The sequence below is a fragment of the Candidatus Saccharibacteria bacterium oral taxon 488 genome (assembly GCA_013100825.1).
Classification (GTDB): domain Bacteria; phylum Patescibacteriota; class Saccharimonadia; order Saccharimonadales; family Saccharimonadaceae; genus Nanosynbacter.
Window position 1 is genome coordinate 299,671 of the sequence record CP040001.1, and the last position, 23,402, is coordinate 323,072.

The 23,402-nt window shown below is 49.8% G+C and carries 30 protein-coding genes; 4 read left to right on the forward strand and 26 right to left on the reverse strand.

Going from position 1 to position 23,402, the window contains the following annotated elements; genetic code table 11:
• Positions 1-10 precede the first annotated feature (10 nt).
• The 19 genes from FBF26_01540 to dprA all read right to left on the reverse strand — a co-directional run bounded on the left by FBF26_01540 (position 11) and on the right by dprA (position 12,254).
• Positions 11-289 carry a hypothetical protein gene (locus FBF26_01540; GenBank protein ID QJU09947.1) on the reverse strand — a complete coding sequence of 93 codons (279 nt, stop codon included), beginning with the start codon at positions 287-289 and terminating at the stop codon, positions 11-13.
• Positions 276-560, reverse strand: a complete 285-nt coding sequence (locus FBF26_01545) for an HNH endonuclease (GenBank protein ID QJU09948.1) — start codon at positions 558-560, stop codon at positions 276-278. Before FBF26_01545 ends, FBF26_01540 begins: the two co-directional genes overlap by 14 nt.
• Before the next feature lie 154 nt (positions 561-714).
• Positions 715-1,209 carry a class I SAM-dependent methyltransferase gene (locus FBF26_01550; protein ID QJU09949.1) on the reverse strand — a complete coding sequence of 165 codons (495 nt, stop codon included), beginning with the start codon at positions 1,207-1,209 and terminating at the stop codon, positions 715-717.
• Positions 1,206-1,643: a hypothetical protein gene (locus FBF26_01555; protein QJU09950.1), complete on the reverse strand. Its 438-nt coding sequence runs from the start codon at positions 1,641-1,643 to the stop codon at positions 1,206-1,208. Before FBF26_01555 ends, FBF26_01550 begins: the two co-directional genes overlap by 4 nt.
• Complete coding sequence (locus tag FBF26_01560) at positions 1,640-2,107, reverse strand: hypothetical protein (protein ID QJU09951.1); 468 nt, start codon at positions 2,105-2,107, stop codon at positions 1,640-1,642. The genes FBF26_01555 and FBF26_01560 overlap by 4 nt, the downstream gene beginning before the upstream one ends.
• Positions 2,100-2,441, reverse strand: coding sequence for a hypothetical protein (locus FBF26_01565; GenBank protein QJU09952.1), 342 nt, complete (start codon positions 2,439-2,441; stop codon positions 2,100-2,102). The genes FBF26_01560 and FBF26_01565 overlap by 8 nt, the downstream gene beginning before the upstream one ends.
• A 429-nt stretch (positions 2,442-2,870) precedes the next feature.
• Positions 2,871-3,254, reverse strand: coding sequence for a hypothetical protein (locus FBF26_01570; protein ID QJU09953.1), 384 nt, complete (start codon positions 3,252-3,254; stop codon positions 2,871-2,873).
• Between the two features lie 915 nt (positions 3,255-4,169).
• Complete coding sequence (locus tag FBF26_01575; GenBank protein QJU09954.1) at positions 4,170-4,649, reverse strand: hypothetical protein; 480 nt, start codon at positions 4,647-4,649, stop codon at positions 4,170-4,172.
• Between the two features lie 76 nt (positions 4,650-4,725).
• On the reverse strand, positions 4,726-5,370 hold the full coding sequence (locus FBF26_01580; GenBank protein QJU09955.1) for a hypothetical protein: 645 nt from the start codon (positions 5,368-5,370) through the stop codon (positions 4,726-4,728).
• A complete protein-coding gene (locus FBF26_01585; protein ID QJU09956.1) occupies positions 5,367-5,594 on the reverse strand; it encodes a hypothetical protein in 228 nt (75 codons plus the stop codon). Before FBF26_01585 ends, FBF26_01580 begins: the two co-directional genes overlap by 4 nt.
• 63 nt (positions 5,595-5,657) lie before the next feature.
• Positions 5,658-5,915 carry a hypothetical protein gene (locus tag FBF26_01590; protein QJU09957.1) on the reverse strand — a complete coding sequence of 86 codons (258 nt, stop codon included), beginning with the start codon at positions 5,913-5,915 and terminating at the stop codon, positions 5,658-5,660.
• A gap of 844 nt (positions 5,916-6,759) precedes the next feature.
• The gene (locus tag FBF26_01595) at positions 6,760-7,071 is read right to left on the reverse strand and encodes a hypothetical protein (protein ID QJU09958.1); all 312 of its coding nucleotides are present in this window, start codon (positions 7,069-7,071) and stop codon (positions 6,760-6,762) included.
• Positions 7,068-7,355 carry a hypothetical protein gene (locus tag FBF26_01600; protein QJU09959.1) on the reverse strand — a complete coding sequence of 96 codons (288 nt, stop codon included), beginning with the start codon at positions 7,353-7,355 and terminating at the stop codon, positions 7,068-7,070. Before FBF26_01600 ends, FBF26_01595 begins: the two co-directional genes overlap by 4 nt.
• A 9-nt stretch (positions 7,356-7,364) precedes the next feature.
• Complete coding sequence (locus FBF26_01605) at positions 7,365-7,823, reverse strand: single-stranded DNA-binding protein (GenBank protein QJU09960.1); 459 nt, start codon at positions 7,821-7,823, stop codon at positions 7,365-7,367.
• Positions 7,824-7,825: 2 nt separating this feature from the next.
• Positions 7,826-8,632 carry a hypothetical protein gene (locus tag FBF26_01610; protein QJU09961.1) on the reverse strand — a complete coding sequence of 269 codons (807 nt, stop codon included), beginning with the start codon at positions 8,630-8,632 and terminating at the stop codon, positions 7,826-7,828.
• A 10-nt stretch (positions 8,633-8,642) separates the two neighbouring features.
• Entirely contained in the window at positions 8,643-9,470 is an 828-nt protein-coding gene (locus FBF26_01615; GenBank protein QJU09962.1) for an ATP-binding protein, read from the reverse strand.
• Between the two features lie 13 nt (positions 9,471-9,483).
• A complete protein-coding gene (locus FBF26_01620) occupies positions 9,484-10,275 on the reverse strand; it encodes a hypothetical protein (GenBank protein QJU09963.1) in 792 nt (263 codons plus the stop codon).
• A gap of 687 nt (positions 10,276-10,962) precedes the next feature.
• A complete protein-coding gene (locus FBF26_01625) occupies positions 10,963-11,307 on the reverse strand; it encodes a hypothetical protein (protein QJU09964.1) in 345 nt (114 codons plus the stop codon).
• Between the two features lie 47 nt (positions 11,308-11,354).
• Positions 11,355-12,254 (reverse strand): DNA-protecting protein DprA, encoded by a 900-nt coding sequence (dprA, locus tag FBF26_01630; GenBank protein QJU09965.1) that lies wholly within the window; start codon positions 12,252-12,254, stop codon positions 11,355-11,357.
• A gap of 489 nt (positions 12,255-12,743) precedes the next feature.
• Between dprA and FBF26_01635 the strand changes: the two genes are divergently transcribed.
• A complete protein-coding gene (locus FBF26_01635) occupies positions 12,744-13,727 on the forward strand; it encodes a hypothetical protein (protein ID QJU09966.1) in 984 nt (327 codons plus the stop codon).
• A gap of 64 nt (positions 13,728-13,791) precedes the next feature.
• Here the strand turns inward: FBF26_01635 and FBF26_01640 are convergent, their stop codons facing one another.
• Complete coding sequence (locus FBF26_01640; protein ID QJU09967.1) at positions 13,792-14,241, reverse strand: transcriptional repressor; 450 nt, start codon at positions 14,239-14,241, stop codon at positions 13,792-13,794.
• Positions 14,242-14,308: 67 nt separating this feature from the next.
• Between FBF26_01640 and FBF26_01645 the strand changes: the two genes are divergently transcribed.
• Positions 14,309-15,076 (forward strand): hypothetical protein, encoded by a 768-nt coding sequence (locus tag FBF26_01645; GenBank protein QJU09968.1) that lies wholly within the window; start codon positions 14,309-14,311, stop codon positions 15,074-15,076.
• Between the two features lie 46 nt (positions 15,077-15,122).
• Here FBF26_01645 and FBF26_01650 read toward each other — a convergent pair whose 3' ends face one another.
• Together FBF26_01650 and FBF26_01655 are read right to left on the reverse strand one after the other, a co-directional pair.
• Positions 15,123-15,896 carry a TIGR03943 family protein gene (locus tag FBF26_01650; protein ID QJU09969.1) on the reverse strand — a complete coding sequence of 258 codons (774 nt, stop codon included), beginning with the start codon at positions 15,894-15,896 and terminating at the stop codon, positions 15,123-15,125.
• Entirely contained in the window at positions 15,886-16,929 is a 1,044-nt protein-coding gene (locus FBF26_01655; GenBank protein QJU09970.1) for a permease, read from the reverse strand. The genes FBF26_01650 and FBF26_01655 overlap by 11 nt, the downstream gene beginning before the upstream one ends.
• Before the next feature lie 49 nt (positions 16,930-16,978).
• On the opposite strand from FBF26_01655, the gene FBF26_01660 reads away from it, so the two are divergent.
• A complete protein-coding gene (locus FBF26_01660) occupies positions 16,979-18,100 on the forward strand; it encodes a DUF475 domain-containing protein (protein ID QJU09971.1) in 1,122 nt (373 codons plus the stop codon).
• Positions 18,101-18,209: 109 nt separating this feature from the next.
• Here FBF26_01660 and FBF26_01665 read toward each other — a convergent pair whose 3' ends face one another.
• Positions 18,210-18,815: an aminoacyl-tRNA hydrolase gene (locus FBF26_01665; protein ID QJU09972.1), complete on the reverse strand. Its 606-nt coding sequence runs from the start codon at positions 18,813-18,815 to the stop codon at positions 18,210-18,212.
• 44 nt (positions 18,816-18,859) lie between these two features.
• On the opposite strand from FBF26_01665, the gene FBF26_01670 reads away from it, so the two are divergent.
• A complete protein-coding gene (locus FBF26_01670; GenBank protein ID QJU09973.1) occupies positions 18,860-19,828 on the forward strand; it encodes a hypothetical protein in 969 nt (322 codons plus the stop codon).
• Between the two features lie 631 nt (positions 19,829-20,459).
• Here the strand turns inward: FBF26_01670 and FBF26_01675 are convergent.
• From FBF26_01675 to FBF26_01685, 3 genes are all read right to left on the reverse strand, one after another.
• The gene (locus FBF26_01675; protein ID QJU09974.1) at positions 20,460-21,371 is read right to left on the reverse strand and encodes a hypothetical protein; all 912 of its coding nucleotides are present in this window, start codon (positions 21,369-21,371) and stop codon (positions 20,460-20,462) included.
• 69 nt (positions 21,372-21,440) lie between these two features.
• Entirely contained in the window at positions 21,441-21,680 is a 240-nt protein-coding gene (locus tag FBF26_01680; protein QJU09975.1) for a hypothetical protein, read from the reverse strand.
• A gap of 168 nt (positions 21,681-21,848) precedes the next feature.
• The gene (locus FBF26_01685) at positions 21,849-23,393 is read right to left on the reverse strand and encodes a class I SAM-dependent RNA methyltransferase (GenBank protein ID QJU09976.1); all 1,545 of its coding nucleotides are present in this window, start codon (positions 23,391-23,393) and stop codon (positions 21,849-21,851) included.
• Positions 23,394-23,402: the final 9 nt, after the last annotated feature.

Consider the following 23,402-nt stretch of genomic DNA (forward strand, 5'->3'; position numbering starts at 1 on the left):
TATGTTTTAGCTAGCTTGATTTATCCATGTCATGAACTAAAGTCAGCTCATAAGATTTTCTAGTAAAATACTGAATAGTATTGCCGACGATGAGTTGCGGATCGTATTTAACCACGAACACACCATTCTTATATCCAACAACTACACCCACTACTACTCTGCCATCTTTATCAATATTTCGAGCGAACGCCACTCTGTCGCCGATTTTTATTGTGCATTTCGACGTCAATATGTCTCGCTCTCGCTTACGTACGTCAGCCGCCTCCTTGATATTTCTAACTAGCCCCATTCCAAGCCTCCCTATTACCTTTACTTATATTGCAACTTCTATGTGCCAACTGGCAATTCTCGATTGTTGTCAAGCCACCTTTACTAATTGGAATGATATGATCAATCGTACAATCTTTCATTGTCTCAATCGGCTTGTCGCAGAGTGAACAGATTGCTCCATTCTTATTTATCAGCTGTTTGCGGATAAATTGTGTAGTGCGAGTTTCTTTCAACCTGTAAACTCTAGGTGTTGGCGTTTTGTAGTTGCGCCCTTTGATCTTACGCTTCATCAGTCACGCTCCTCGATATAGGAATAGACATTGCTATATTAACTTACTGCCTATTAAGAATATTGCCACCATAGCCGCTGTAAACAAAATTATGATTACCGTGTAACATATATTAGCTATATGATTAATGCGTCCTAGGCTTTTTTCTAATTCTTTATCTGTCATTTTCAACTCCTTTCACAAAAAACAGCCACCGCGTCATTCCAGATTTATCGCCGAAGGCTGGTTTTTGAGGTAATATCTTTAGTAATTCAGTGGTTTTAATGTCGTGCTCGCTCCATTTCATAGCGACGACGCAACCAGGCTTTACGACGCGCAGGCATTCGCTCAAGCCTTTACTTAAAGTTTCTTGCCAGGTGTCTTTGTCTAATTTGCCGTATTTCTTGGCAAGCCAGCTATTCTTGCCGCAGTTGATGAGGTGGGGCGGATCGAAGACAACGAAATTAAAACACTCATCGGGAAACTTCATGTCTGTAAAATCCAAAACAAAGTCTGGGTTGATTTCTAGTGTCCTGATTTTGTCTCTATCTTTCATCTCGATAGTTTCGCGGCGGCGATCTATGTACAGAATATTTGGATGGTCTTTTTCAAAGTAAAACATGCGGCCGCCGCAACAAGCGTCAAGTATGGTTGTTGGGGTAGTTTTCATTTTTCCTCCGGCTTCTTAATTCGCACCAGGCGGCATTTTGTAATATATACCCCCATGATGCTTGTCCTATCGCCAGTCTCTAAGACTCTAAGCGCCGGTAGTCCCACGCCACACATCTCTACAATCTGGCAGACGATGTTAATTTTGTTGCCAGTCTCCACATCTGGATAGATAACCAAAACATAATCGTGCATCCGCAACTTGTCATCGTCGCCTACTTCCCAGTCGTCGTAGGTAAAATGGCTTAAAACTAGGTCGCAGCATGCTGTGTGGTTGTGGTTGTAGTCGCTGTGGTCTAGCGGCTCTTTAATGTAGCCGTCCCATAGCGGTTGGCCGCAATTGTGGCACTCTGGACGGCCAGCGCAATAGCACAGGTCGTGTCCGTCGTTGCATGACAGCGAGCGAGGGTCGCCTGGTAGCTTTAGGTCATTCATTTCTCCTCCTCCAGTAACTCAGGGTTTTCGTGGATATTGCCTAATAATTCAAGCTCTTCATTGTATTTGGTATCTCCATAATATTCAGCGTCCTCTAGGTAATGAAGCCAATAATACTTTTTGTCTCCTACCCGAGTGAAACAACCAATAGAGTCTTTGCTAACCACTCCCGTAACAGTTTTCTCGACTTCACCGGGACCAGCATACTGTTCAAAATAATGCATCTCAACGATGTCATTAACGAATATTTCGTTGCCATTTTCGTCTTTCATTCCTGTAGCCTGCTCAATGACATATCGCTCATTGTCTGGGTCTAACAAAATTCGCGCATACCACAAGTCAGCGTCATTGTTATCATATCCCTCAAATATAAATACATTGCCCAGATTGTCTATACCTATGTCTTCTTCTTTAAGATAAGCCTTTTCTAGGTTATCCCAGACTCTGAACTTTATTTCACGCATCTCTCAAAACCCCATAATGGTTACTTGGTATTTCATTGCCGCCAGCTAGAATAAGTAGGTGAATAACATCTTTCAGCTCTCGGTTGTCGTGAGCGCTACGAATGCATGTCGTTGGATTCTCGTAATGATGATCGTTTTCCTCGATGTGCTGCTCGGCGGCTTTGCCAGTAAAGTACATGACCGCGCCATAATCTTTGCCGGCTTTGTTATTATCTAGGATCGTCCACATCGGCATATCAGTGGATCGATTGTCTTGATTGACCAGCTCGTCACTCAGGGCTTTAATGCGCCACAACAGGGCTTCTTCAGCTGGATTTTCTGCTATGATTTTCATTTAGATTTCCTTTCCGTCCTTAAAACATTTACCATTGCCCATTTCTCCACCCATAGACCTACAACGAGCCGACAACTCAGAGTGCTTGTCAAAATCGTAGTTGCTTATACTGGAGCTAAAGCCAAGCAGTAGGGTAAAAACTAGCAGACTCAGAAAAGCAACGACAGCGTCTTTGGAAATCGACTTTCGTTGACTGTTGATTGATTTATTACTGCTTTTCATCATTTTCACCTCTGCTATTTTCGTTGATCGTTGGTTGATCGGGTCTTTTCCCCAACACGTCCTCCGCCTCGACCCGCTTGGCTTTTTTACGGCGAGTGCCGCGTCTTGACCTGCTGTAGTCGCCGCGATCAGCTTTATGGAATACACACAGCTTGTCGTCAAACCTCACGCAGAGCCTGCCGCATTTTTCGCATGACGGCCACATGGTTAGATCTCCTCTCTCTTGATCATCTCGATAGCCAGCTCTAGCAACGCGTCCAGTGCAGTTTCTGCAACGCCGCATATGTCGCCTATCGGATAGCCTGCGTCGTTGTCGTAAGACGCCACCCAACCATATCTGAACGATCCTTGCCGAGCGGAGAGCGTCAACATGCCGTAGTCGAATCCATCAAGAATGCGGTTCGGTAGCTTCTCTAGCAAATAGTCAATCGTAAATCTCGGCGCTTGATCAAGAGACCTAGCAAAACTGACGCCTTTAACAACCCCTGGCAGCTCACCCTCTCGCCTGATGAACAATCTATCCTCTGGTGTCCACCAAGGCTTGAGCTCGTGCAACTGCTTGCAAAGATCGAACGTGTACAGTGTAACCATTTTTTAACTCCTTTCTTTATTTATACAAGGCAAAATATTTAGTGACGTCACCCCTGTTGTTTTATTCTCGCTTATTTATAGATACGCAAGTTAATCCAATTTATTAAGTATAATTTCATATTTGCCATCATCAAAGGTAACCTCCATACGATGATTTTTTGCAACCTTAAGTATTTCTACCATAAGGCTAAGAGCCAACTCTAACCTCATTCTTGTTGGGGCTACATTCCATAAAGTCCCTAGCGGTCCTAACATATAATTCTCCTTTTAATTTAACTCAACCGCATAACTGGTTGGCCATATAAGCAGCTAGGAAAAACTCACACGGGACTTAGCCAACATCTGCCCGTTACCAGCTAATGCTACTAGAAAACACTTACTGCGATGAGCGACTAGCGACTGCTAGTTCACTGCTTATACAGCCAATTGACAACACCATTCGTAAAGCACTAATATGGTTAATTTGTTCTTGATGATGTTGCCAGTTGATAGCATAATGGACCTTCGATCCCCGCTCTTAGCGTTAGTCTTAAAGGCAATTCGCGGTTTATTCCGCTACTAACCCGACAATACTTTAGCACCCGATTTTTATGCTACCAGTTGAACAGACGATACACGTTGCACTGCGGTGCGAATATTGAAGAACCGACTCACAACGTTTCACTATTTGCTCTCTGTTTATACGCTGGGTGGGCTAGCTCATAAACAGCAAGGTCTTCCTGTGCATATCATCTGTCCAGTTGAATAGACAATTGGGTGGGCTCGAACCACCGACGCGTACGTGTTGCAACACGGCTCTACCATCTGATTTACAATTGTCTATCCAGTTATGCGGTTGAATTGTTAATGTTCTACTGGGTACGATTTGTACCCGATTGAGTAGTTTAATGACTTGCTTAGGTCAATGGTGGTTGCCTATTCAATCGGCTCTAGGTCTTTGATTGCCTTCTCAACATCAGCCTTTTTATACTTTTTGCCATCGATTTCGATGGTAGGCTCTGGAGTGTTCAGTTCGACAAAACTATAGCCAAGGTTTTTAAGGTCACTAACTGTATACCAGGAGCCTGCGTTGGTATACTCTTCATAAGCGCTCAACAAATAACAACCATCTACCTTCGCTAAAATCTTTTTGGTACCAATCATGTCCCTAACAAAGTCACCAGCACAAAGATCGTGCAGGGTTTTTTCTATTAGCTCGAGCATTTCACCTTTCCACCACGAATTATTGTCACCTTCAAGTTTATAAATATCTTTGCCTGCAAAGACGACCGTGGATACTTCACTGCCTGGTTTTGCTATATCAGTGCCGATATACACGTTGTCGCAATACTTATGAGTGACAGCACCTTCACGAACCCTGACTTTATCGCCAACCTTAAATCTTGTTACTGACATCTTTATCCGCCTTCTACTTCCTGTAGATACATATTTAGCTTTTATCTATGCCTGACGAGTCAATGGCAAGCTGCGTTTATGCGTCGTCAGATTTTATCGGCGCAACGCCAGCCACAATCTCGTTTCCGTCCCAAGCATAATCTGGCGAGGACTTTATCAAGATTGGCTCATCATATTTGCCGACGTGAATGACTACGCCGCCCATCATGCCATCGCTCTGCTTGAACTGTCGCAGTGCCTCGATAAGCAGTTTAGGATTGACCACAACAGACTTTATGGGAAACGCCTCTGAACTTTTTTGCTCAACGAACGGGCGTGTCTCTGGAAAGCGCAGCTCGGTTTGCTCTTGGAATGGAATCTCGGCTTTAATCGGAAAACTCTCATCGATTGGCACCATTTCGCCGTACGGATTTGTGCGAACAATAATTTTGCCGTCATGAACATACGCTCGGTCAAAGTCAGTCTTCATGACTTTATCAGCGGCAACGAGCACACTCTGCGGAATGTTCATTGAGCAGGCTTTTGCGCCAGGCTCTGCATCGACCTCGCGGTGGATCAGCTTATAGCCGTCTGTAGCGATGAGCGTGGCTTTATATACACCCTTCTCCTGCTCGACAACCTCCAGTCTGACATTCTCCAGAACCTTATTTTGTGGTGTTGGCTTCTGCGCCATTTTATATACAGCGATCTGCTGCTTGGTTAGCGAAACGATACTGCTCACTTCTCCCACCAAAATCCTTTCTGCTCAGCCTCAGTCTCAGACGGTTTGTCGTCTTTTAGACTGCCAGCTGACTTATTATTTATCTTGACCGCAATGTCTACGTTCCGAATGCCGTGCTCGAGCAGCCATTTCTTGGCCTTCTTGGCGGCTGGTTCGGTAGCGTAGGTTTTCGCGTGCGGCTTATTCTTCTCGTCGCTCCAGCGAACGGTAAATGTGCAATTCATCAGAGACATTATGTAGCCTCCAGTTTCTTGCGCTTGCGACGCTGTTTTTTACGAAGTGCTTTTTTAGTCATTTGGATCCTCGATCGTACCGCCAAGCAACTCAAGCCGCTCGGTGAATTCTCGTTCAACATCTTCAGCTCGAGGTGTAAGACCAAATGTTTCAAATCCAATACTAAACTCAAGCTCGCTTTTGTTTAGGCCAGGTATGCTCTCATACCGAAGATTGAATCGTTTACCGTCAATGTCAGCGTTGACCAATCTATACGCCTGCTCACTAATCCAGACCATATGCGGAATTGTGAATGATGTAAGTATTCCCATTTTTACAGCCCCACGATCCACATTATTAATCTGACAAAGCTAGCTATGATAGCGATTCCAGCTAGTGAAACCAATATTCCGCCGATCAGATAACCTATAGCATCTGCCGCTTTTTTCATTTTGCTATCCACGGCTGCCTCCTGAGAATTTATCTAAATACCCATCTTCGGTCAGCCTGTCCAGCTGCCTGCACATAGCTTCATCTGCTAACTTTTCGTGCGATTGCCGAGCCCGCCAATCGCGTATTTTACTAACTAAAAATTCTAACAGTTTCACGCTTCTCTCCTGAATTATTGTTATCGTTGGTTCCTCAAAGCTGCGGGCTCTTACTATTTACACCCACCAGAGGTGCGGATAGCGTCAAAAAGGTACTAGGCGCTTTGATAAAGCTATCCTAAAATTGCGATACTACCCGCAGCTTTGAGGAACCAACTTTAGTTTCATAAGTATCTTAAATACTTTCCATTTGTATAAACTGACCACGCCTCATAACCTTGCTTCTTCCAAATTTGGTAAGCACAAGAGATATTTGTAGTCGGGTCGTGGCTATCACAGTGTTCACGTCCAGGTAAAATCCTTACCTGCAATAGCGACACTGAATAGCCATAAGTGCGACCGTTGTGTTGAAATGTTAGCGACTTGTCACCAGTAGCGGCTGGATTGCAGCCGCTCTCTGCTTGCATAATCGCCAACATAATACGAACATCCCAGTCGTGTTGTGCTACCAACTTCCGGTAAATCTCGCATCCTTGAGGGTAGCGATCGGAAGTTGGTAATACCTGTCCTGCCTGATTGTTAATGTGTACAGCACTTTGTTCTAGCGACGGCTGCTGCTTGACCGTCGCTACTGTTTTGACGGTTGGACTTGCGTTTCAACCTTGACGTTTCGAACAATATTCGTAGCCTCGTTTTTAACCTGGTTGTGGACATTGTTCGCGTAGATGGTGCCGGCGATAAAGGTGATTATGCCTGTGACCAGCGCGGTGATTACGATTGTTTTAATTGTTTCAATTTTTGAAGTTTTCATTTGCTTCTCCTTTTTTAATTGTTTTTCTTGCTCTTTAGCTTTCGCTAATTTAGTTCGGTTGGCTTTAGTATTGAATCTACGCCACCTAGGCTTTTCATATTTGAGCTCATAATCATCTAAACTACTCATAATGTACCCTGACTTTGTAGTCCCCTGTGGAGTATCTCGATTTCTTGCAATTCGTCTTGCTCAGCTCTGCGGTGCTCATCAGCAATGACAGACACCTCATCAACAATGTCGATATCTAGCAATGTCATCTGATCGTAGAACCAATTCCCAAGATCGAATTGTTCGCAAAATCTTACGAGCGGTTCGTCGTTAATTTGAAGGTCGAGCATTAGCTCATCCAGATCTTCTGAAGATTTTTCGAAAAGAACTTCGCAGATAATTCGTGTTGCTAATTTTTGATCCATGCAGCCCTCCTAAAATGGTATTTCGCTGAGATCAATCGGCGTGCCGAGGTCGACATCCTCGACTGGTTTAGCCGCTTGGTTGGTCGTTGTGCCTGCCGCTTTAGCGTCGTCTTCGGCGTATCGCTCTGTGGCTGGCGCGGCGTTATTGCCGCTACCCTTTGCGTCGCTCAAAAACTGGAACTGGTCGATGATGACTTCAGTGGCTTTACGCTTGATGTCGTCTTTCTCCCAGATTCTGGTTTGCAAGCGTCCAGTTATACCAATTTGCTTGCCTTTCGGTGCGTACTCTGCTAGCAATTCGGCCGCTTTATTCCAGGCTACGCAATCGATGAAACTAGCGTCGGCATCTTTGCCGTAGCCGTCAACCGCTAGTGCGAATGAGGCTACGGACTTGCCGCTATTCGTCGTTTTGACTTCAACATCTCGGACAACGCGACCGATTAGAGTTACTGTGTTGATTGCTGCCATGTTTAGAAACTCTTTTCCTCGCGAATCTCCACGCCTGGGATTTCACGCAATCCATTAGCGATGGCTTCGCGGATTAGCTTGTCGCTCGGCTCGCAGAGATAGCGCGGCACTAATTCAGGATTAGTGACCGTGAATACCGTTTTGGTTTTAATGCCAGATTTGACGGCCGGCTTCTGCGTCTTAGCAGCTTTGGCTGCTTCAGCCTCAGCAATCTCTTGCTCGCGTTTACGCTGTGCTGCCAGTTTCGCAGCCTCGGCTTCGTCGCGCTCAGCGGTCGTCAATTCGTCTTTGCGTGTCAGCAACTCGTTAATGGCTTTGGTGAATGCCAGCTTGATTTCAGCGTGGTTCTGATCAGCTTCAGGTAACTCAGCGAATGTCTGCTTCAATTCAGCGCCTCGCTCGTCGCAGGCTTTCTGGCTGCGTAGTGATTTAGCGTTGGTGGCAAACTTGGCGCAAATAGCGTCAACGCGTGCCGCCTCTTCTTTTGCCAATCGCTCCTGTTCTTCCTGATAAGCCAGAATCTTTTGGCTGATGTTCTCCAGCGCCTCTTCAGCTGGCGCGAGTACATCCTTTTCAGCGTCGATGAATTGTGACTTGACGCTGTCAAAGTTGCGAGTGATCGCCAACCGTACGTTTTTAACTTCAGTACGGTGCGAGGTGATTGACTTGCGAATTGCAACTGCCTCTTTGGCGGTGGCGTCGTCGGTTACTTCTTTAGCTTTGGCTTGTTCCAAAAGCTCTTGCGATTTGATTTTGAACGGCGATATCGTAGCGACCTGCGAAGCGACGTATTCTTGTAGTTGTGACATGTGTCCTCCTTTATTTCCTGTCTGCTTCAGATTTACCCAAGCGAGCGTCTGTCATTTCGACGCGTGAGCTTGGAATGGTTGGTTTGGCAGCCGCTTCAATCTGCTCTCGGCTTGCCAATGTCGGCGCTGGTGCAATCCACACGTACTCAGCGTCGCCTCTTACGCCATCAACGATTTTCGTGAAGTCTGGTTCGATGTAACGTCCCAGTCGGCCGGTGCGGTCTTTTGCGACGTATTTGTCGCTGGCCGGATCAACGATAATCAATCGCTTGGTATCGCCAGTTTCGGTATCATTGATCGTCGTCATGTAGCCGACGATATCTACCAGATTGACCAGCTCCTCAGATAGCCTTGTGGCGACCATCGGACGTTTAATGATGCGGCCGTCGTCGTCTTTCTCCTGAACGTGAGCCACGATAACGATGTGCTTACCGCTATCTCGCATGGTTTTCAAAAACGTCCGCATGGTTGACTTCAGCCAACCCCAGCCCGCCATTGTCGGATTGCCGTCACGCTGTACTAATTTGCTGTCGGCTCTATTTCGCATGTAGGCGATCAACTTCTCCATCAGCTCGCCAATCGGGTCGATGATTACCGTGTCGTAGTCTTCAGTGAGTGCAATTTGCATGAACTCCTGCATATCGTCCCACTTTTCGATCAGCGCCACGTCGGCCGCGATGCCGCGAAGTCCGAAGTATTTACTACCGTTTTCGCAGTCAGCGATAATCGGTCGTGGTGCGGTGGCTGCAAACGTTGTTTTACCAACGCCGCCCTCGCCATACACAACCATCAGGATTGATGGTTTTTCGGTCGGGTCTAAACTATTAAAGACTTTCATATTCTCCTTTCTTTTACAGGCTCCAGTCGCCCAGCTCCCTCACCTCCTCGATGAGAAAATTCGGCTCGCTGTCGCCAAACTTTATGATTTCGTCAACACACGTACGCAGCTTGCGTTCGCCAGCTTCAACAAAGTCGATGCCGGCAATCATGAACTGCACGCGGTATGGTGCGACGGTTTCAACCACGCAGTAGGCAAACTTGACTAGGGCCGGGTCTAGCTCTAGGCTTGATGCCGTCACTAGCGTGTAAACCGCTGACTGCAAATCGTAGTGCATTGACTGCGCAGTTTTGAAAAACTTGTCGAACTTTGCGGTAGTCTTCAGATCGGTTATCATGGCCGATTCATTAGTGCGAATCAGTACATCAGCCTTACCTTTCATATCTACGCCATCGGCCGTTCGAGCATACATTTCGTGCTCAAAGGTTGCGCCTTTGGCAAAAATGTATTGCTTCGCCAACGGATGATTCTCGATATTTTTCAAAATCTGATCAGCAGCCTTGAACATGCCTAGAGTGATAATGTGTTTGCCGTCGGCTTTCTGCTCATCGCGCCACATCTTGGATTCTTTCGAATAGAAGTTTTCAAACGGGCTGATGGCGAATTGATCCTCGCCGCCGAGTACCAGCATGTGAACTAGCTGTCCTAAGTCGATAGCCTTGCTGTCTAGGTCTGGCAGGTCTCCACGTTTAGCGGCAACTGCATAATCGATGCCGTGATCGAGAATCAACTTCATTGACGAATATGACCACTCTGGTCGGCTATAGTAAGCGTCTGTTATCACACCTGTTTCGGTTTTACTCACCCACCACCTCCAAGCACTTTTTTATCGCGGCATTGTAAGCAACGTTACGACCGTTCATTGTCATAATTGCGTCATCAGTGATGACGCCGTCACTAGAAACAATCCGTGAGCCTTGCTCAGAGACCAGTCGGCATGATGATAGATCTTTGGCTGGTTGTTTTGTTGACATAATAACTACCGATGTAGTCAATATATTGATTATTATTGTGATCGCTACTAACATTACGGTGGCAAAACACAAACGGTTATTGTAATCTGTTGTTTTATGACAGTTTTTCCCTGTCATTACTTCTCTCACTTTCTCCAAATTACCAGAGATCTGCCGACCCTCAAGGTTGTCGGTGCTCGAGCACCCAGCGGACTTCCACCGCCAGCTTCTGGTTATGAGCGCTCGCAGTCGCTCATAACCTCTGCGCCTTTACCCAGCGTTCGGCAAAACACTGGCAACTTAGATTAACGTTTATATAAATCCAAATTGTTAAGCTTCAGTGCTCTATGTCGATTATTTTGCCTACATGAAGTTACCTACAGGACAGATAGCCTCATGAAGCAAAATAAAAGATCCACCTTATGTGAATCTACGCCTGTATTGATTTATTAATGGCTTGCGTGGCATCTAAAATTTAACTATTATGCCCGAGCATCAATAAGTGTACGCAATGCCAACTTTCGCGGAGCAAATGCTTTTCACCGACAGGATAATTTGGTATAATCAGCTGTGAGTATGACGCCGCGATAGCTCAGTTGGTAGAGCGTGACCACTTTATCGGTGATTGCGTCAACGGCTGCGCCGACATTACTTGTCTGTCCTGTTGCGCGGGCGACCGCCCCGTCAGCCACATCGATTGATCGTCCGATAATTACCCGTACCAATCCAGAAACCTCCTCAAGGTTTTCCGCACCGTCCCATGTCAACTTTCCACCCGCTAGACTCATCGCATTAGGAATGGTCAAGGCGTCCCTAATAAAGGTGGTGATGTCACCGTCATTGACCGTCTCACTGTTGGATACCAGTTCCCGACCTGCCTTCATAAGCTGTAGCCTATCATCAATTTGTCAAATTGGCAATATTATCGCAATTATCGCAGTGCCCAATTATTCGCCCCGAGCGGCTTGATCACGCCGTTGATCTCTAGCATGGTTAGCGCTGTGGCGAAGTCGGCTGGGTTGAGGCCGGACTGTTGCTGTAGTTGGTCGCCGTCTCTGAGGCCGGTCCGGAGTAAGTCGATGATAGTGTTTTCGGCTGGGGTTTCACCGAGGGGGATGACGGCTTGGTCGGTGGCAGATTGAGTGGTTGACGGGGCGATGACGTTGAGAATGTCTGTGGCAGTGGTGGCGACGAGGGCGCCTTGTTTGAGCAGCGCGTTGCAGCCAGCAGATAGCGGGCTGGTGATATTGCCCGGCACGGCAAAGACGTCGCGGCCTTGGGATAAGGCGTGGGCGGCGGTGTTCAGCGTGCCGCTACGCTCGGCGGCCTCGGTGATGATGACGGCGTCAGCCAGGCCGGAGACTAAGCGGTTGCGCTCCAAAAAGCTCCAGCGATTGACAACTTTGCCGTCACCTTTTTTCCATTCAGATAGAATAGCGCCGCCGTTTTTTATGATGTTCATGGCTAGTTTGTAATTGGTTTGTGGCGAGATGTCAGGTAGTTCATTGGGGATGACGCCGATGACCGTACCGCCAGCCTTGAGGGCGGCTTTTTGGGCGATGCCGTCGATACCGAGCGCCAGGCCGCTGACGATGATACAGCCGGCTTTTGCCAGGTCACTTGCCAGCTGCTCGGTTACCTCCCGGCCGTACGCCGAGGGTTTGCGCGAACCAACGATGGCCACGACCGGCGCGCCGCTCGTGGGCAATGTTCCCATAAAACACAAGCTTTTCGGTGGATTGGCAATACTTGCCAACCTCTGGGTAAAAATATGCTCATCTGGACGGATTCTATTGATTTCCATGACTTTTGTGATAAAAAGTATTGACATGTTGTCAAATGCTTGCTATAATCAGGAGCGATTGGTTAGCCAAACGCGCTAATCAAAAGCACCTTATACCCCCCTATTCTAACTATATGTTAGGTTGCGCGCAATGGCATTAAGTATTCTTACCCTCCACTTTTTGCGATTCAACGTTACGCGCATACTAACCCCTTTAACTGCCCTTTTTTGAAGGCGACCTCTGTTAAGGTGAGCACTGGATGGTGTTGATATTATAATCAGGCGCGGACTTTTGGAGTTTTAGTCACGACGCTTCACTGAGACGGGAGCTCGGGTGGGTTGAAGGGTAACAAAGCGCCAGGTGATGCCCACCCTTACCTGGCGCTTTTTTAGTTGGGTTTTTGGTGTAATCTTGCATTATGTGAGAGAATTGGGTGCGAATTGGCGTGGGACGGTTTGCTAGAAAGTAAAATTTTGGTTGGATATGCCTGAGCATAATATTGACTTTTTGTCTCTAAAATAGTATAGTGAATACATATGACGCAGACAATTGAGCACGATACCTTAGTCAAATTAAGTCAAGAGCGCCCGTTGGTGTTTCGAGCGCAGGCAGCTACTGTCTTGGCACGCGTACCGCGACGATTTCGACGAGACGCGCGGGTGCTGAATCATAGCAAGCGCACAATGCACGACATGTTGACGGCGTGGCGGGACGAATGTTTGCCGAGGTTAGAGACGATCACCTCGGCGCATAATGCGACAATGTTGCAACAAGCGTTACAGGAGGATTTGCTGGCCGAGACGTCGTCGCAGCAACAGCTGATTGCCATGATGATACCGGTGCGGCTCGAGGAGGAGCGACTGGCCTTTGCGGGGTCGCAGTTTACGTCAAGGCGAGAAAAAAAGCCGTATCGACGAACGCTGGCGTTTGCCCAGCAGCCAATTGATGTCTGTCGGCAGCAGGTTGAAGATTTTATGAGGTACGAACTGTACCGGGCGGTGCTCTCTGAGGTGGGCGTGACCGTGGTGGACAAGCGGGCCCGGGGGCTGGTGCGATGCTGGCAGCGGCTGCGGGCCGGTCGTCAGGTCAAGAAACTGCGGCGCGAGGTAACGAGGCGCTTGGCGGCGATTGAGCGAGAAATGGCGGCGATTGAGCAGGAGCGCGGCGGCTTGGCGGCGCGGCTGTTCGGGCTGAATATTGATTATGTGACGGTGCTGGCAGCGCGACAGGAGTACGAAAAGGCGCTGGGCCGGCTGAGTAAAAAAGCGGCCGAGAGCCCGGCCAAGCGGCTGGCGCTATATGAGAAAAAGACCGAAGCGATTCGCGAGGAGTACCTCGATACGGTGCCGGGCGTGGCGAATTTGTCAGAGGCGCAGCGGGCGGTCAAGGAAATTGATTCGGTGCTGCTAGCGATTTTTGACCTGGATGCGACCGCGCGCAACGAGCTGATGGGTGCATTCAAGCGCTACCGGACACTGACGCGCGAGCGGGACATGCTACGGGCAAAGCTTGAGATGTAGTTTGTAAGAGAGATATCGGGCCGTGTGGTTCGTTGGAATTGAGATAGCTGCTGCCGGCGGCTGATTAGGCTTGGCTCGTCGTCTTGGTTGAGCCAGGCTGCGTATCACCAGCTGCCATGCAGGTCTGGCACACTCCTTCGAGTTCAAAGTGGTGGCGCTCGACACGGAAGTGATGGCGCTGGCCGATCAAGGCGATGAGCCGTTCTAGCTCTGGCGTTTCTAGCGGTTCGGCGTTATGACAGCGCGTGCAGTAGAGGTGGTGATGATGCGTGATAAATGGCTCGGCGAGCTCATAGCGGACTTTCCAGCCGATGTGGATGGTGTTAATGACGTGGAGCTCGTGAAAGGTTTCGAGGATGCGATAGATGCTGGTGCGGTTAGTGTTCGGGCAGCGCTTGGCGATTTCGGCGATGGTCAGTGGCACGTCGATGGATTCGAGTGCCGTAAAGACTTCGCAGCGTGATTTGGTCAGGCGAAGGTCGGCTTGGCGAAAGATGTCGCGTAAGGTATCCATGTCGCAATTGTAGCACTTATTGCGACAAAATTGCAATAAGCCACACAATACGCCATACTGATGAGCTATGAAAGAATGTATTGAACGAGTGCTGAGCTTGCCGCAGCTCACACCTTCTGAGGAAGTTAATGCGGCGTTTACCGAATTAGTTGATGCGGTGGTGGCGCACGGTGAAGAGCCACTGCTGTGTGATGAGAATAGGCGCCATCAGGTGCAGCAGCGCTGCGCGGTAGCCGAGGGAGAGCTGGAACGACACTGGTCGAGGCGTATCACGAAGGCGGATAACCCGTGGGCAAAGCTGGAAGAGTTTCCGTATCATGAGAATTATAAAGAGTTGACGCGGCGTGAGATTGGACTACTGGGGCGAGCTGGGCTGTGGCTGTGTGACTCCTCGGAGGTTGCGATGATCGGTAGCGGGCCGTTGCCGCTGACGGGATGGTGGCTACATCAGCTAACGGGAGCGCGGATTACGCATATTGATGCGTCGGACGAGGCGATTAAGTTATCACGGGGTCTTGCGGCGGCGCTTGATTGGCCGGGTAAATTTGTGACTAGTCTGGGTCAGTCGGTGGCGCTGGATGAGGGGCGATATGATGTGATATATGTAGCGGGGCTGGCCGGTGAGACGCTGGCGGTAAAGCAAGCAATTGTTGATCACGTGCTGCCAGCACTTACACCAGATGGGCGACTGCTCGCGCGCGGGGCGTATGGGGCGCGCACCCTGCTCTATCCAGGATTTGATGCTCACGCTTTTGAGGGTGTGCAGCTGATGGAGGAATACCATCCGACAGATGGGGTGATTAATTCGGTCTTTGTGTACAAGCCTGCGCAGTGAGAGGGCTTACCAGTAATTGAGACATTGTCGCAATAATGATACATAGCTAGACGCCGAGGAATTCGTATGGATTGGCTGGTTCGGTGGTTGGGGTGATGGTGGAGTTAGTGAGGACGTAGACGGCTTTGCCGCCGGATAGTTCACGTTTGATCTGACCGCGCACTTGTAGCCATTGATTATCGCGGTAGCGCTCGGCGTCTGGGGTCTTGACAAGGATGCTGATCGGGGTGCTGTCGACGGCGCAGCAGCTGATGACGAAGCGTGAGAGCTCGAAGTAGTGGTTGTCGTAAAAGCCGCTCGGGTCGCGCGCCACGAAACCGGTGACGTCAATGGTTACGCCGTCAAAAAAGCTGTCATTCGGGCAGTCATCAAAGGCGCTACGCCAGCGGTTCATGGAAACGGGCTTGCCGTCAAGTGGCTCCGGCTTGTCACAGCGGCCAGTCGTGCTGGTCGGCCCAGACGTGGCGCGGTTGGCAGCGCTGGACGAGGACAGTGGACGCGGTGGCAGGATGATGGCCAGGATGAGGATACCAGCGGTGACGATTGAGAGTATGGGGATGGTGCGCCGCGGTTTTTTTGGACGCTCCGTGGTCGTTACGCCAGCGGAGGTGCACCGCTTCCCTGCTAGGTTATGGCGTAGCTCTAGAACGATATCGAGGAGCAGCAACATGCTGCCAGCCACCGTCGCCACGACGGCGAGCAGATGGTAGCGCGGATGAATGTAAAAGCCGAGCTGGCCGCGGACGGCGATGAGGATGATGTAGCCACAGGCCAGTAACCCGCCGCTAGCGCGTAGTAGCGGGCCGAGTTTAGCGCGCATAGAGATTGACTCCGATCCCTGCCGCCAGCGACAGGCTGAAAATAATGAGCATGACCAGCAGGATAAATCGCGGACGGAAGGTGCTTCTCATGAGGAGAATCAGCTTGATGTCGATCATCGGGCCAGTCAGCAGAAAAGCGAGGACGGAGCCATTGGTGAAGATACGGGCGTAAGCCAGCGCGAAAAACGCATCGACGCTGGAGCAGATAGAGACGACGAAGCCGAGACCAATCATGGCGATGACCGATAGAATGATGTCACCGCCGACGGCGTTAATGATGGAGCGCGGAACGAACACCTGGGTGGCGGCAGCGATCATGGCGCCGAGGACCAGCATGGTGGTCAGCTGCCAAAATTCGTTGCGAGAATCAGCGAGAATGTGGCGAAAAGTCGTTGGATGACGGTCGGTGCAAGAAGCAGCAAATGACGGCTGGAGGACGTGCTTTGGGTGAATGAAGCTGACGATCAGAGCGGTCAGCTGGACGATCAAAAAGCCAAAGCCGATGCGCCACCAGACCATGCGCGGCTCGAAACTAAAGGCGGTTATGGTGGCGATGATGGTGATCGGATTGAGGATCGGCGCGGCTAAGAGAAAGCTGATGACGTCGGCGGGCTTGAGGCCGTGCGCCAGGAGGCTGCGGGCGACTGGCACATTGCCGCACTCGCAGACTGGCAGCGCGATGCCGACGAGCGAGAGGAGGAAGCGGCGGATGAGCACGTGTTTGGGTAGGATTTTCAGCAATCGGTCTGGTGGTAGGAAACGGCGAATGAGAGCAGAAACGATGATACCGATGATGAGAAATGGCGTGGCTTCAACAATGACGCTGCAGGTTAGCGTCAGGAAATCCTGTGCCAATGGCGCCAGCGTCTCGGCCCATGTCTGCGGCGGATGAGCGATCAGCCAGAGGTCAATTTGTAAACCATACTGCATCACAACGATGCCAAACAAGCCGACGATACTCCATCGGATCGCGTCGCTATGGTTTTTGAACCAGGCGCCAGCGCGCTGATATATTGTCTGTAGTGACGACATGATCTCTATTATACTACTCCCCGCCCAGCGTGGTATACTGAAACTTAGTATGAAACATTGGCTACATTCGCATCACCCATTTCGGATTTTTTGGTTTTCGGCGCTATTGACGCTGGCGTTGGGCGGGTTGATTTTCGGTCATTTCGGCGCGAGCGGCTTGTGGCTGTTCGCTATTTTGGTGGTGCTGGAAGTGACATTTAGCTTTGATAACGCGGTGATTAACAGTAAGGTGCTAGCCGGCATGAGCCAGGTTTGGCAGAAAGTGTTTTTGACAGTTGGGATTTTCGTGGCGGTGTTCGTGGTGCGGTTCGTGCTGCCGATTGTTATCGTGATGGTGGCCAGCGGCCGCGGCTTCATGGAGGTGGTCGATTTGTCACTGAACAAGCCGGTCGAGTACGGGCATATTTTGCATGAGGCGTCGCCGATGATCGACGCGTTTGGCGGAGCGTTTTTGATTATGATCGGCCTCAGTTATTTCATTGATTACAACAAGCGCGTGCACTGGATGCGGCATGTCGAGCCGTGGTTGTCCAAGGCTGGCCGGTTCGAGAATTTCAAGGTTTGTTTGATGCTCGGTGTGGCGGCGGTGTTATATTTCACGGTCGAGCCGCAACATCGGTCGCTGATTCTGATTTCTTCGGTGCTGGGGATTTTGCTGCATATCGGGCTGGAGTTGTTCGGCTCGTTCTTTCATGAGGATGACGCTAAATCAGCCAAGGTTAAGGTTGGCTGGGCGGCCTTCGCTAGCCTACTCTACCTGGAAGTGCTGGACGCTAGTTTTAGCTTCGACGGCGTTATCGGCGCGTTTGCTATTACTAGCAGTGTGCTGCTGATCGTGGCGGGCCTGGGTGCTGGAGCGATTTGGGTGCGGTCGCTGACGGTGTATTTGCTGCGGACGGGCGTGCTTGGCAAGTATAAATATCTGGAAAACGGTGCGCACTGGGCGATCATGGCGCTGGGTATGATGATGATTGCCAAGCTGTTTCATCTGGAGTTGCCGGAATGGGCGACGGGTGGCTTGGGACTGCTGTTTGTGAGCTTGGCGGTAGGTAGCAGTATGCTGGAGGCGCGAGCGATTAATTTGCAGGAAGCAGCCGCGGCGAAATTGCATAGCGCTGAGCGACGGCTGAAGCACAGCGCGGCGAGAATTGTGCCGCGGAGGCGACGGTAGTTAGTATTCGGGATTTTTCGTTTCGGGCGGAAGCGTTTGCTTATTGCGACATTATTGCAATAAGCATTTTTAATTTCGCAGGCGCAATGGTGTAGTGATGTGCCGGGGGTTAGAGCTTGACGCTGAGCGGTTTGATAGTATCATCAAGAAATGTGCCGATCAGCTTGATGGATTCGGGAATTGTCCAATCGCGGAGGATTTTTTGCTCGTCGGCGTTAAATTTGCTGAGGACGAAATCAACATCGCCGATTTGCCGGCGCAGTAAGTTGTCTGTACCGATACGAATATGCCAAAAGTCACTGCCAACATGCTGATGCAGCGACTTTAGGCCATTATTGCCAGCGCTTTCACCACCCTTGCGGACGCGGATTTTGCCAAAATCAAGCGCTGTATCATCATGAATAATCAGTATATCATCAAGCGTCAATTTATAGAAATCTAAGATCGCCCGCGCGGCAATGCCAACCTCGTTATAGTAGGTGGTCGGCTTGACGAGGAGGATTTTTTCTCGTGGAATAGTAACAGGTGGTTTTGCACTAGCGGCTGAATCGACCGTAAAGCTGTTCAATTCGGCAATATCCGCAAAGAATTTCGGCTTATTGCTAAATTGTGCATTCTGTCCTGCCGCCAACTGGTCAATTACTAAAAAGCCAGCATTATGCCGCGTGCAAGCATACTTTTCGCCAGGATTTCCCAACGCTAAGATAAGTTTCATAACAATAAGTATACCATTTTGCGCTGATAACGTATAATAGAAAGATGGCACAGCGAGATAATGATTTGGAATTTAGTGTTAATGCGGCGTTTGACGAAGCGCGGGCGGTTGTTGACAAAGTACCGCTTTATTTGGTGAACGGCTCGCTGGGTGCCGGCAAGACCAGTGTGTTGGAATTCTTATTGCAACAAATTGATTATAAGGGCGCGCGGGTGATTGAAAATGAGTATGCTAATGAAAATGTCGACGGCTATCGGCTGGAGGGATTGGCGGAGATGGTGACGACGCTGGCTGGCGATTGTGTCTGCTGCTCGTCGAAACATGCGCTGACGCGGATGTTGCTGGACTTTTGCCGGAATTCGCCGGCGCCGGTGTTTATTGAGGCGACGGGAGTGGCGCGAACGATGAACTTGGTCGAAAAACTCATTAATGCACAAATCTTCAATAAGTACGAGCTGATGCAGAGTTTTTACGTGATCGATGCGCACGAGATTTTGCGCGGGATTGAGCCGGCGCACGAAGTTGAACTGCAAGCCGCAGACGTGATTTTGGTGACTAAGGAAGATTTATTGAACGATAGCGAGCGAGCTGGATACGACATGAAACGCCGCGCCCTGCCCTACGCCAAGGTGCTCAGCGCCCCGCACGGCCAGTTTGACTTCAGTAAAATAACTACGCCGTCGGGACTATTGGCGTTTTTTGATACGTATGACGGCGAACTGGCAGTGCCGGATAATCCGACGTACGCGGTGCTGGATGTGTCGGGTATGAATATCGCGGCGTCGGCACTAGAAAACATGTGGCCGGAATTGTTCAGGGCGTATGGCCTACGGCGAATGAAGGGGTGCTTTATCAACGACAACGGTGCGCGCCAGCACGTGGAGGCGACCGAGCAGCAGATTCAGTTAACTAGTGCCAGGCCCGAGGAAGCGGCGAAGATCGTACTCATCGGCGAGCGAGCGGATGAGATTACGCGCGACGTGCTGCAGATGCAGCTGATGATGTTTGAATAAATTATTCCAATGAAAATAGCCCACCGAACGAGCTCAAGCCGGAACTGGATATATCTCAACCCAGGAGATGCAAGTGATGCATCTCAACCAGTTTGAGTTCAGTCGGCGAGCTATTTTCGGTGGGCGCTAGCCCAGTAGCGATGCCGCTAGTTTTGCTTGCTCTTCCAACGCAGCATCAATGCCCTCGAGGATGAAGATACCCAGCGCTCCTGCGCTGAGAGCTCCGCACTGGGTAGCGCAGAGTAGCTGAAGTTACTGTGCAATTTTCTCTCGGATGATTTGCTGCTCCTCCTTTGAAAGACGCAGCATTATCTCGGTCCCGATGTTCGTAGGGAGGGCGAACCTGATGTTACCGATTTCGGGCGATGCGATCTCGATAGTAAACATGACGCTTTCCTTCCAATAAAAAGCTCAAAGCTAAAGGGCGACTTCTGCCCCTTATCGAAAACTTTGAGCTAGAAGCTGATATATATCACTAATAGAACAAAATGTCAATGGATTTTGTCAAAAATGTGGTGTAATATTTTTTCTCACTCCTGGTATGATCATGGACAACTTTTTATAGAAAATAGTAGCCGGTGTTTTCTGTGAGTGGCTGTTCCGCTCTCCCCGCGCTATGCCGGGTCGCTAATTATGACTCGCCTAGATCTTTCGCAGCGGAGATGGTCACCGTTGCCGCTCTCAAAATCGTCCACAAATTTGCAGCGGTGATGGCCTTCGCTAGCTCATGTTTTGTCAGCGGTGCGGCGGTTTTCTGGTAAAAATGAATTGGCGCGGAATTGTAGAATGGGTTGGTCGTGAACGCTTTGGCGAGATCATTTAGGCGACTGGCGTGCGGCGCAGGGTCAAATGTTTGTAAATAGTTTTGCGCTACTTTGCCTGTATTTTGCCAATCGAAAGATTTTTTCACGGTGTAGGTTTGGCTGACCGAATTGCCGTCATGATAGGCGGTGAATTCGCTATGGCTGGACGGATAGACTGGCGCTCTGTCAAAGCAGGCGCTGCGCACCAAGTCGAGTAGTATCGGGTACATGCAGAAAAAGGCGGCAGTTATCTGCTCGCTGGCACCGGGGATTTCAATCGTCAGCGTAATATCTATAAAATCCTCCGGCTGATAGTCAATTTCCAGCGGCGAGTTTGTGGCTGGTTCGGTAATTTCTCCAGGTCTAGCGGAGCGGCGGCTGGCGAAAGCCTTTTGGCAGCGAGCCAGCTGTCTGCGTAATTCCGCTTCATCCCAGATGACGACGTTTGATCTCATTTCCGCCTCAATATGGGCAATGGATTCGTGGATGGTGGATGAATCAAATGGTCTTATACCGGCGATAACTTTTTCAAATAACGTAATTGATTCGTGAGTAAAGAACGCGACGTCAAAAAAGACGCTTGATTCGGATGTCGTGCCGTGTAATTCGCCGACGAACGCACGCTCATTACCAGATTTTTCTGCCGCTCGTAAGAACCGCCGAATAACCAAATGCTCAAACAAATGGCAGACATTATGTTCGGCTGGCAAGTTGTAAGCGGAATATAGCTTGTGAATCATAGGTTTATTGTAACAGGGTGAGTACCCCGCCCCAACAGATTGTACTGCCAGGGTGGAGTCTTCTCGAACTCAGAAGCTCTTGAACGGAGCCTTGTTGTTCGAGGTTCCTGAGTCGCTACGGTTGGTCAGCGACCTAGGAGCGTCGGCCTTCGGGGTCGACGACTTGGGGGTGAGCACGCTGCTGATAGTGGTCTTCGGCAACGTGCTGGGAGAACCACCGAAGCCGAACCGCTGGCTGCCGCTCTGGCTCAGGCTGTCGTGATGGTTCTTGTTGCTGTTCAATCCCTTTTGGGGACGTCCAGTTGCCATAGTAAACTCCTTTTGGAGTCGGGCGAGAATGGACCTTCTCGCAAACGGCACATTTGACACATGGCATGAGTCAAATGCGAACCCAGTGCGAAACTGCACGAAAGGCTGATATATATATATCAATACGAGAACAAAACGTCAAGGGTTTTTGTCAATAATGCAATAATATTATGAAATTTTGTCAAGAACAACTAAGTGTTCACTATGCGGTGTGCGCGGGAAAAAGTTGTAGCCACGGTGCCAAGCGATGCGGTAGTGTTGCTGGAGCAAGGCGACGTCGCGGGCTTGGGTGACGGGATTGCAGCTGAGATAAAGGATGCGTGGTGGCAGTTGTTGCAACAATGTCGCAATAACGTCGGTATGCAGGCCGGCGCGCGGCGGGTCGACGATGACGATTTCCTTGCCTGTAATGTGGTCGAGGGCTTGTTCGCTGGGGGCGAGAACGGCGCGGGCGTCGGTGCGACCAAGTTCGGTGATGTTGCGCTGCATTTCGCGGACAGCATCGGCGTTAATTTCCACCAGCGTGACGTTGCTATCAGCAATGGTCAGACCAATGGTGCCGACGCCAGTATAGAGGTCGATGGTTGATAATTTGACAGCTCGAATATCATCAGAAAATAATCCGGGACCCACGTGAAGTTGCCCAGATTTTTTCTGAGATATTGCTCGCTGTTGACTATCGGTGTTGTCATGTGCCGCCAACTGATCCAGCTGGCGCTCTTGGCGCGCCTTATTGTACGGTACCCATTCCCGCATATCGCGCAGCGCCTGCTCGTAAACCGGGATGTTGACTTGGAAAAAGCCTTCGCAGGCGTAGCGGAATGGTATGCCAAGGATGGTGTCAGTCAAGGTGGTGTTACCGAAACTTGCCAAGCGTTCGGTGATGCGGCTGGCTGGGGAGCGCGGATCGGAATAGATAATTTCCCCGCCCTGAGCCGGTAATTTGGCGGCTTCATCAGCAGTGATAATCTCAAGCAAGCGATCTTTAACATACAACTGCCACACACAACTTCCTGACTGATCGCAGCGGACGAGCAAGGTTTTGAGCTGACGAGCCGCGACGCGTTTATGGCGCAGCAAATCGCGGATCGCACGCGCCAAGTTGTTGATTTCTGGGCGTGCCAAACTTGTGCCATCAACAACAATCTTGCCCTTGCTGCCGCGACGGAAAAACGCCAAGTCAAGCGTGTCAATCGATGATTCTTCACGGTCGCTATCCGCGTCTATCCCCCGGGTATCATCAGAGGATAATCCGGGACCCGAGACAATCCCAGATTTTTTCTGAGATACCGCTCGGGATACTACCGATTCGCTATACCAGCTAAATTCAACTTTGTTGCGATAGCCATATGCAACATTGTCGCAATAAACTTCAATTTCCCCTGGTAGCGTCACGTTATGTAGTGTAAAGGCATCGTCAATCAATTGCGTCTTATACGTCTGCTCAACCTCAAGCGGCATAATCTGCCACGGGCTGGTCGACAGGTAACTATCTGGGTCACGTGGCTGGACGCGGTCGGGGATTGGCGAGATTACTTCCTCGACGACCGCCTCGACGAAGTGCGACTTCTTTTTGGTAATGCGAACGGTGACGGTCTCGCCAGGCAGTCCACCCCATACAAAACATTTGCGGCCATCAGCCAGCGTTCCTAGTGCTTGCCCGCCACCAACAATTTTCTCTAGTGTCAGCGTCTCGAAACTCTGCCGTCTCATCAAGAGTTA